Source organism: Minwuia thermotolerans (genome assembly GCF_002924445.1).
GTDB classification, from domain to species: domain Bacteria; phylum Pseudomonadota; class Alphaproteobacteria; order Minwuiales; family Minwuiaceae; genus Minwuia; species Minwuia thermotolerans.
Genome location: NZ_PIGG01000021.1, coordinates 1 through 7224, shown reverse-complemented (window position 1 = coordinate 7224; position 7224 = coordinate 1). Strand labels below are relative to the sequence as shown.

Below are 7224 nucleotides of genomic sequence, written 5' to 3'. Positions count from 1 at the left end.
TGACCAGCCCCCAGCGATTGGTCCGGGTGGAATGTTAGTGCATGGGCGGCTTTGCCGCCAAGCCGGCCGGCTGGTGAAGCGGAGCGGAGCCTGACGGCCAGCCTGGCGGAATGATGACCTCCGGCGCCGGTGGTCGGTAGCCGAGACGGCTGTGCGGTCGGATCGTGTTGTAGTGACGGCGCCATTGTTCGATGACCACCTGCGCCTCCTTCAGCGTGTAGAAGATTTCCCCGTCGAGCAGCTCGTCCCGGAACCGGGCATTGAAGCTCTCGATAAAGCCGTTCTCCCAGGGTGACCCCGGCTCGATGAACGCCGTTCTGGCGCCCACCGCTGATATCCAGCGCCGCACGGCCTCGGCGACGAACTCGGGGCCATTGTCGGAGCGAACGAAGGCCGGTGGACCGCGGAGAATGAACAGGTCCGTCAGGACGTCGATCACATCGACCGACGAGAGCTTCCGGCGAACCCGGATCGCCAGGCTCTCGCGCGTGAACTCGTCCAGCACGTTCAAGGTCCGGAAGGTCCGGCCATCATGTGTCCGGTGGTGGACGAAGTCATAGGACCAGACATGGTTGGGCCGTTCTGCCCGCAGCCGCATGCAGGATCCGTCGCCCAGCCACAGCCGCCGCCTCTTCGGCTGCCGGGCCGGTACCTTCAACCCCTCGCGCCGCCAGAGGCGCTCGACCCGCTTGTCGTTGATCTGCCAGCCGGCCTCCCGAAGCAAGGCCGCGATCCGGCGATAGCCGTATCGGCCATACTGACGGGCCAGCTCGATCATGTCCGCCACCAGCCGGGCCTCGTCATCACGTCCACGCGGGAGATGGCGCTGCGTGGAGCGGTGCTGGCCGAGAACCCGGCAGGCCCGGCGCTCCGATATCCGGAGACGCCGGCGGACATGATCGATGCAACGTCGGCGACGCGAGGGGCTCAGAAGTTTCCCTTCGCAGCTTCACTCAGAATCTGCTTGTCCAGGGTCAGGTCGGAGACCGCCCGGCGCAGCCGCTCGTTCTCCTTCTCGAGCTCCTTCAGACGCCGCAGCTGATCGCCGCTCATGCCGCCATATTCCCTGCGCCATCGGTAGAAGGTGACTTCGCTGATACCCAGCTGCCGGATCGCATCCGCCATCGACATGCCCTGGCTGTGCAGGACGTCCGCCTGGCGGAGCTTGCCCACGATCTCCTCAGGCTTGTGACGCTTCCTTGCCATCTTTGATCCTCCTTGTTCCAAAACATCAGGATGGACCAATTCAATGGGGGAGGCTCACAAGGACGACGCCGACAGGAGTGACCACAGGCCCGTGCGGACGGTTTTCACGGTCGACTAGTGGCTGGCCACGCGGTAACAGGGCGGGATCAGGGGAGAGGTTTTTGGCTGTTTATGTCCTCGATCCAAAGGCCGACAATCGCGGCCATCCATTCTGGCAGAGCAGCAGCTATTGCGGGCGCTGCTATGTATCAGCTCCCAGCGAATCGACAGCCCGTGCCATCGCTGCCGACGCCTTTGCTGTGGCAATCAAGAAATCCAGTCAGACTTCGACAAGCAGCATCTCACCCTGGCTTCGGGCAGATTTCGTGGAGCTCCGCTTGATGGACACGCCGTTCAACAAGCAAGAAGTCGGCGACGTCTTGTTGCCTAGCGGAGAGGTAGTTCGAAGCAGAGTTTCAAAGAGTTTCAAAGGCCCGGACGGGTAACTGAGCTACGTTCTGCCGTGGCTTTCGAGGTTCTGCCGCGAAGATCGGATCGAAGCGATGCCACCGGGGCGACCGTACACTTGCCTGGCGTCCGCTGAGAGACCTGTCTGAACGATGCACTTGGCTGGATCGGGATGCCGGCCCGGGCAATGATTGTCATGAGAAGGGCGAGGGGAGATGGCATATGCAGCTAAATGAGGCTCAGCGGCAAATTCAGGCGACTGCAAGAGCGTTCGCGGAGCGGGATATCGCGCCATTCGCCGCCGAATGGGATCGCGCCGAAGGTGCGCCGCGCGAGGTGCTGTGGAAGATGGCGCAAGCGGGCCTGATGGGCGTTACCATCGATCCTGCCTATGGCGGCGCCGGCGCCGATTTCGTCTCCTACGTTCTGGCCATTGAGGAAATCGCTGCGGCCGACGGTGGCCTGTCGAACATGATGGCGGCCAACAACTCACCCGTGGGAACCGCATTGGCCGAGCATGGCAGTGAACGCCAGAAGAAGGAGTACCTCTCCAGGATCACTTCCGGCGAATGGCTCGGCTGCATCCATCTGACCGAACCGCACACCGGCAGCGACGCAGCGGCCATCCGCACCCGGGCGGTCGCCGACGGAGACGTCTACCGGCTGAACGGGCACAAGGCGTTCATCACGGCCGGCGCCAGCGCCGACCTGGCCATGATCGTCGCTGTCACCGATCCCGAAGCCGGCAAGCGCGGGATCAGCACCTTCGTCACACCGACCGACAATCCTGGCTACAAGGTCATTGCGAAGGAACGGAAGCTCGGCCATCGAACCAACGATACCTGCCAGGTGGTATTCGAAGACATGGTGGTCCCGAACTCCGACTTGCTGGGCGCGCCCGGACGCGGCCTCGGAATTGCGCTCGCCAATCTGTCCGCCGGTCGCATCGGTGCGGCGGCACAGTCCACAGGCGGAGCCCGCGCGGCGCTGAAGGCGGCCATTGCCTATGCGCGAGAGCGGGAGACGTTCGGCCGCAAGATCATCGAACATCAGGCCGTAGCCTTCAAACTGGCCGATATGGCGACACAGGTGGAGGCCGCCCGACAGCTCTATCTGCATGCCGCAATGCTGAAGGACCGCGGTGTGGATTGCGCGCGCGAGGCATCCATGGCCAAGCTCTTCGCCTCCGAAATGGCAGAGCGGGTCGCGTCCGAGGCCATCCAGATCCATGGCGGCTATGGTTTCCTGAACGACTTCCCCGTGGAGAAGATCTATCGCGACGTGCGCGTCTACCAGATCTACGAGGGAACGTCAGAAGTTCAGAGGATGATGATTTCTCGTACCCTGGACGGGCTGGACCTCTAACGGGACCGCCGCAGCGTTCCGCTCTTTTCCGACGCGGGCCCGGGGCGCGTGTGACGGGGCCTCAGCCGACGGCAGCGCCGAAGTCGCGGACGATGTTGTCAAGATCGTCGAGGTGGCGGAGCGTGAAGTCTGCGTCCTGCAGGTTCGCGTGCGGCGGCGAGACGATCAGGCGATGGACGCCGAGCGCGGCGTAGCGCTCAATCCGATCGGGCGTGGGTCGCGAGAACATGAAGAGCGAGATCGGCACCGTCGAAGGGTCGCGGCCATTCTTTTCCAGCTCGGCACGGAATTCCCCGATCCGCCCGGCCACGTCAGGTTTGCCGTCTGTGCCCTTCAGCATGTGGTCGATCGGCATCCACTCGTCGGCGCACGCGGCGGCGTGGGCGATGCCAACGGGTCCGAAGTTGCCGAGCAAGATCGGGATCCTACCGCGGACAGGTTTGGGATAGACCCAGGATGACGAGAGCTTCTCGTACTTGCCTTCGAAGGATGCAATCTCGTCGCGCCAGATCGTCCGGAGCGCGTCGATCCTTTCGCGCATCGCCGAATAGCGCTGGCGGAAGGGCAGTTCGGGGCGATGGTCGGCCAGTTCCTCGGCGTTCCAGCCGACGCCGACGCCGAACTCCAGCCGCCCGTCGCTGACTACATCGAGCGTCGCGGTCTGCATGGCGAGGTCCGGCAGCGTGTGCTGAAGAAGCAGGCAGACGCCGGTCCCGAGCTTCAGCCGCGTCGTTGCTGACGCCGCGGAGGCCAGCGAGACCATGGGATGCATCATGTGCAGATAGCCTTCAGGCAGCTCACCGCCCGTGATGAAGGGCGAGGTGCGGTCGACGGGGATGTGGCTGTGTTCGGGCACCCAGAAGGAATCGAAGCCGCGCTGCTCGAGTTCCGCGGCCAGCCGAGCCGGCCGGATGCCGTAGGCCGAGTTCATGCACATGTAACCGAATTTCATGGCGGCTCCTCCCCGATGCGACAACGATGCCAAGGGTAAACGCGTTGGCCCTCGAGGGCTAACTCCCGTCAACTCAAGGGTCGACTGGCTGTCCCGCATGAAACCCGGACCATAGACCGGCTGAAGTCCAGGGGGTGGTCACTTGATTGTTTAGAAAGCGAGCGCTGCGCCCGGGCGTGGCCAGTCGCAGGCAACAAGCCGGCCTGTCGCCGACAGCGTGATGAAGGCCTTCTCGAGATCGGCACCACCAAAACAGATATTTGTTGTCATGGGATCGGGCAGGCCGAGGTGTTCGACAGAGCTTCCGTCGGGGCTGATGATCGTGATGCCGCCGCGGATCAGGGTTGCGACGCAGATGTTGCCGTTCGCCTCGACGGCGAGAGAATCATAACGCTGATAGCCTTCAGGTGCCGCGAGTACGTCGCCGCCGCCATGGGCGGGCCAGGGGTCCATACGAAGCTCGCCCGGCGCCGTCACATCCCAGGCCAGCACGCGCGCCGGTTCGGTTTCGGCCACGTAGAGTCGTTTGCCGTCGGGCGAGAGACCGATGCCGTTCGGCGTGATCAACGGATGGACAACTTCCCGGATCTCGCTGCTGTCGGCCCTGGCATAGTAGACGCCGCCGAGATCGATCCGACGCGGATGCCGCTTGCCGAGATCGGTGAACCAGAACCCGCCGTCGGAATCGAAAACGATGTCGTTGGGGCCCTGCAGCGGATGGCCGTCGCAAGTTTCGTAGAGAACCTCCACCTCGCCGGTATCGAGGTCGACCCGTTCGATCCAGCCATTGCTGTAACCGGGTGCCGGCCCGGTTGGGCGCATGTACTCGCCGTCAGGGCCCTCGCGGCTCCAGGAGAAGCCACCATTGTTGCAGATGTAGCATTTGCCGTCGGGCCCGATCGCCGCGCCGTTGGGGCCGCCGCCGGTTTCTGCGATGACATCGATACGGCCGTCCGGGGTGACGCGGCTCAGTGTGCCGCGGGCGATCTCGACCAGGATGACACTACCATCGGCCATACAGATCGGTCCTTCGGGGAACTGCAGGCCTGACGTGACCTCGACGAATTCAATCATGGACACCGCTCTCCTGCTCCGCCCAGACGGGAACGCTCCCGCAATCATACAGCTTACCGGGAGCGGAGCGAGTTTGCTCTGACAGTGCCTTCCGTGGCGATGTGGCGTTTGTCTTGCCCGGGATATACGGGTTTCTCGAAGTCGGGCGCTACCGCTGCCTGATATGGCTGCCGCCAACAAGGTGCTGCAATGGAGTCTCGCCCATTTGTTCAAGTGCGCGGTCGTCAGACCGCCCCAAGGACGTCCGCAACATGGCTCGACCGGCAATATCGGATGCGACGGCGATCAATAGGCGCGCAATCCGATTCAATTCACATGGTCGCCGTTCCCAAACGCCGTCGGGTTGCCCGCCGAGCCACTCTGAGTCACGCTAAACTTCGTCGGAAGAGGCCCTATGGGAAATCCCCGACTAGATACATCAATGGAGGCGATTGTGCGCGTTCACGCGACAATGCGCCGTTTTCTGCTGTACGTTGCGATACTCGCCGCGGCAGCGGGCGCCGGCTGGACCCAGGCGTCCGAATCCGACCGCCCGCTGGCGCTACTTGCGGTGGTGGACGGACCAATCGGTCCCGGCACAGCGCATTTCGTCTCCCGCGCAGTCGACACGGCGCAGCAGCGCGACGCCGAAGTGCTCGTCCTGCGGCTCGACACTCCGGGCGGCCTCGCCACCAGCATGCGCGACGTCATTGCCCGAATCCTGTCCTCCGAAGTGCCGGTCATCGGCTATGTCGCACCGCCGGGCGCGCACGCCGCCTCGGCTGGTACCTACATCCTGTACGCCACCCCCCTCGCCGCCATGGCACCGGGCACCAACATCGGCGCGGCAACGCCGGTGCAGATCGGCGGTGGCGGCCTGCCGGGCCTACCTTCGTCGAAGGACGAGCCGCAGAAACCGTCTGAAGACGGCGAGACCGTGAGCCTCCCCCATTGAATTGGTCCATCCTGATGTTTTGGAACAAGGAGGATCAAAGATGGCAAGGAAGCGTCACAAGCCTGAGGAGATCGTGGGCAAGCTCCGCCAGGCGGACGTCCTGCACAGCCAGGGCATGTCGATGGCGGATGCGATCCGGCAGCTGGGTATCAGCGAAGTCACCTTCTACCGATGGCGCAGGGAATATGGCGGCATGAGCGGCGATCAGCTGCGGCGTCTGAAGGAGCTCGAGAAGGAGAACGAGCGGCTGCGCCGGGCGGTCTCCGACCTGACCCTGGACAAGCAGATTCTGAGTGAAGCTGCGAAGGGAAACTTCTGAGCCCCTCGCGTCGCCGACGTTGCATCGATCATGTCCGCCGGCGTCTCCGGATATCGGAGCGCCGGGCCTGCCGGGTTCTCGGCCAGCACCGCTCCACGCAGCGCCATCTCCCGCGTGGACGTGATGACGAGGCCCGGCTGGTGGCGGACATGATCGAGCTGGCCCGTCAGTATGGCCGATACGGCTATCGCCGGATCGCGGCCTTGCTTCGGGAGGCCGGCTGGCAGATCAACGACAAGCGGGTCGAGCGCCTCTGGCGGCGCGAGGGGTTGAAGGTACCGGCCCGGCAGCCGAAGAGGCGGCGGCTGTGGCTGGGCGACGGATCCTGCATGCGGCTGCGGGCAGAACGGCCCAACCATGTCTGGTCCTATGACTTCGTCCACCACCGGACACATGATGGCCGGACCTTCCGGACCTTGAACGTGCTGGACGAGTTCACGCGCGAGAGCCTGGCGATCCGGGTTCGCCGGAAGCTCTCGTCGGTCGATGTGATCGACGTCCTGACGGACCTGTTCATTCTCCGCGGTCCACCGGCCTTCGTTCGCTCCGACAATGGCCCCGAGTTCGTCGCCGAGGCCGTGCGGCGCTGGATATCAGCGGTGGGCGCCAGAACGGCGTTCATCGAGCCGGGGTCACCCTGGGAGAACGGCTTTATCGAGAGCTTCAATGCCCGGTTCCGGGACGAGCTGCTCGACGGGGAAATCTTCTACACGCTGAAGGAGGCGCAGGTGGTCATCGAACAATGGCGCCGTCACTACAACACGATCCGACCGCACAGCCGTCTCGGCTACCGACCACCGGCGCCGGAGGTCATCATTCCGCCAGGCTGGCCGTCAGGCTCCGCTCCGCTTCACCAGCCGGCCGGCTTGGCGGCAAAGCCGCCCATGCACTAACATTCCACCCGGACCAATCGCTGGGGGCTGGTCA

General features: G+C 64.1%; 6 protein-coding genes. 3 read left to right on the top strand and 3 right to left on the bottom strand.

Annotated features, from left to right (window positions below):
* Nucleotides 1-34: 34 nt before the first annotated feature.
* A protein-coding gene (locus CWC60_RS04475) for an IS3 family transposase (RefSeq protein ID WP_109792214.1) occupies nt 35-1206 on the bottom strand; the annotation gives its coding sequence in 2 pieces (ribosomal slippage) (nt 35-942 and nt 942-1206; 1173 coding nt in all).
* Nucleotides 1207-1875: 669 nt separating this feature from the next.
* Here CWC60_RS04475 and CWC60_RS04470 point away from each other — a divergent pair.
* Nucleotides 1876-3018: an acyl-CoA dehydrogenase family protein gene (locus CWC60_RS04470; protein ID WP_109792805.1), complete on the top strand. Its 1143-nt coding sequence runs from the start codon at nt 1876-1878 to the stop codon at nt 3016-3018.
* A 61-nt stretch (nt 3019-3079) separates the two neighbouring features.
* Here CWC60_RS04470 and CWC60_RS04465 read toward each other — a convergent pair whose 3' ends face one another.
* On the bottom strand, nt 3080-3970 hold the full coding sequence (locus tag CWC60_RS04465; RefSeq protein WP_164516360.1) for a TIGR03619 family F420-dependent LLM class oxidoreductase: 891 nt from the start codon (nt 3968-3970) through the stop codon (nt 3080-3082).
* 150 nt (nt 3971-4120) lie between these two features.
* Nucleotides 4121-5044, bottom strand: coding sequence for an SMP-30/gluconolactonase/LRE family protein (locus CWC60_RS04460; protein ID WP_109792803.1), 924 nt, complete (start codon nt 5042-5044; stop codon nt 4121-4123).
* A 421-nt stretch (nt 5045-5465) separates the two neighbouring features.
* Here CWC60_RS04460 and CWC60_RS04455 point away from each other — a divergent pair, with 421 nt between their 5' ends.
* Both CWC60_RS04455 and CWC60_RS04450 read left to right on the top strand, forming a co-directional pair.
* Nucleotides 5466-5978: a Clp protease/crotonase-like domain-containing protein gene (locus CWC60_RS04455; RefSeq protein WP_206419763.1), complete on the top strand. Its 513-nt coding sequence runs from the start codon at nt 5466-5468 to the stop codon at nt 5976-5978.
* A gap of 40 nt (nt 5979-6018) precedes the next feature.
* A protein-coding gene (locus CWC60_RS04450; RefSeq protein WP_109792214.1) for an IS3 family transposase occupies nt 6019-7190 on the top strand; the annotation gives its coding sequence in 2 pieces (ribosomal slippage) (nt 6019-6283 and nt 6283-7190; 1173 coding nt in all).
* Nucleotides 7191-7224 lie beyond the last annotated feature (34 nt).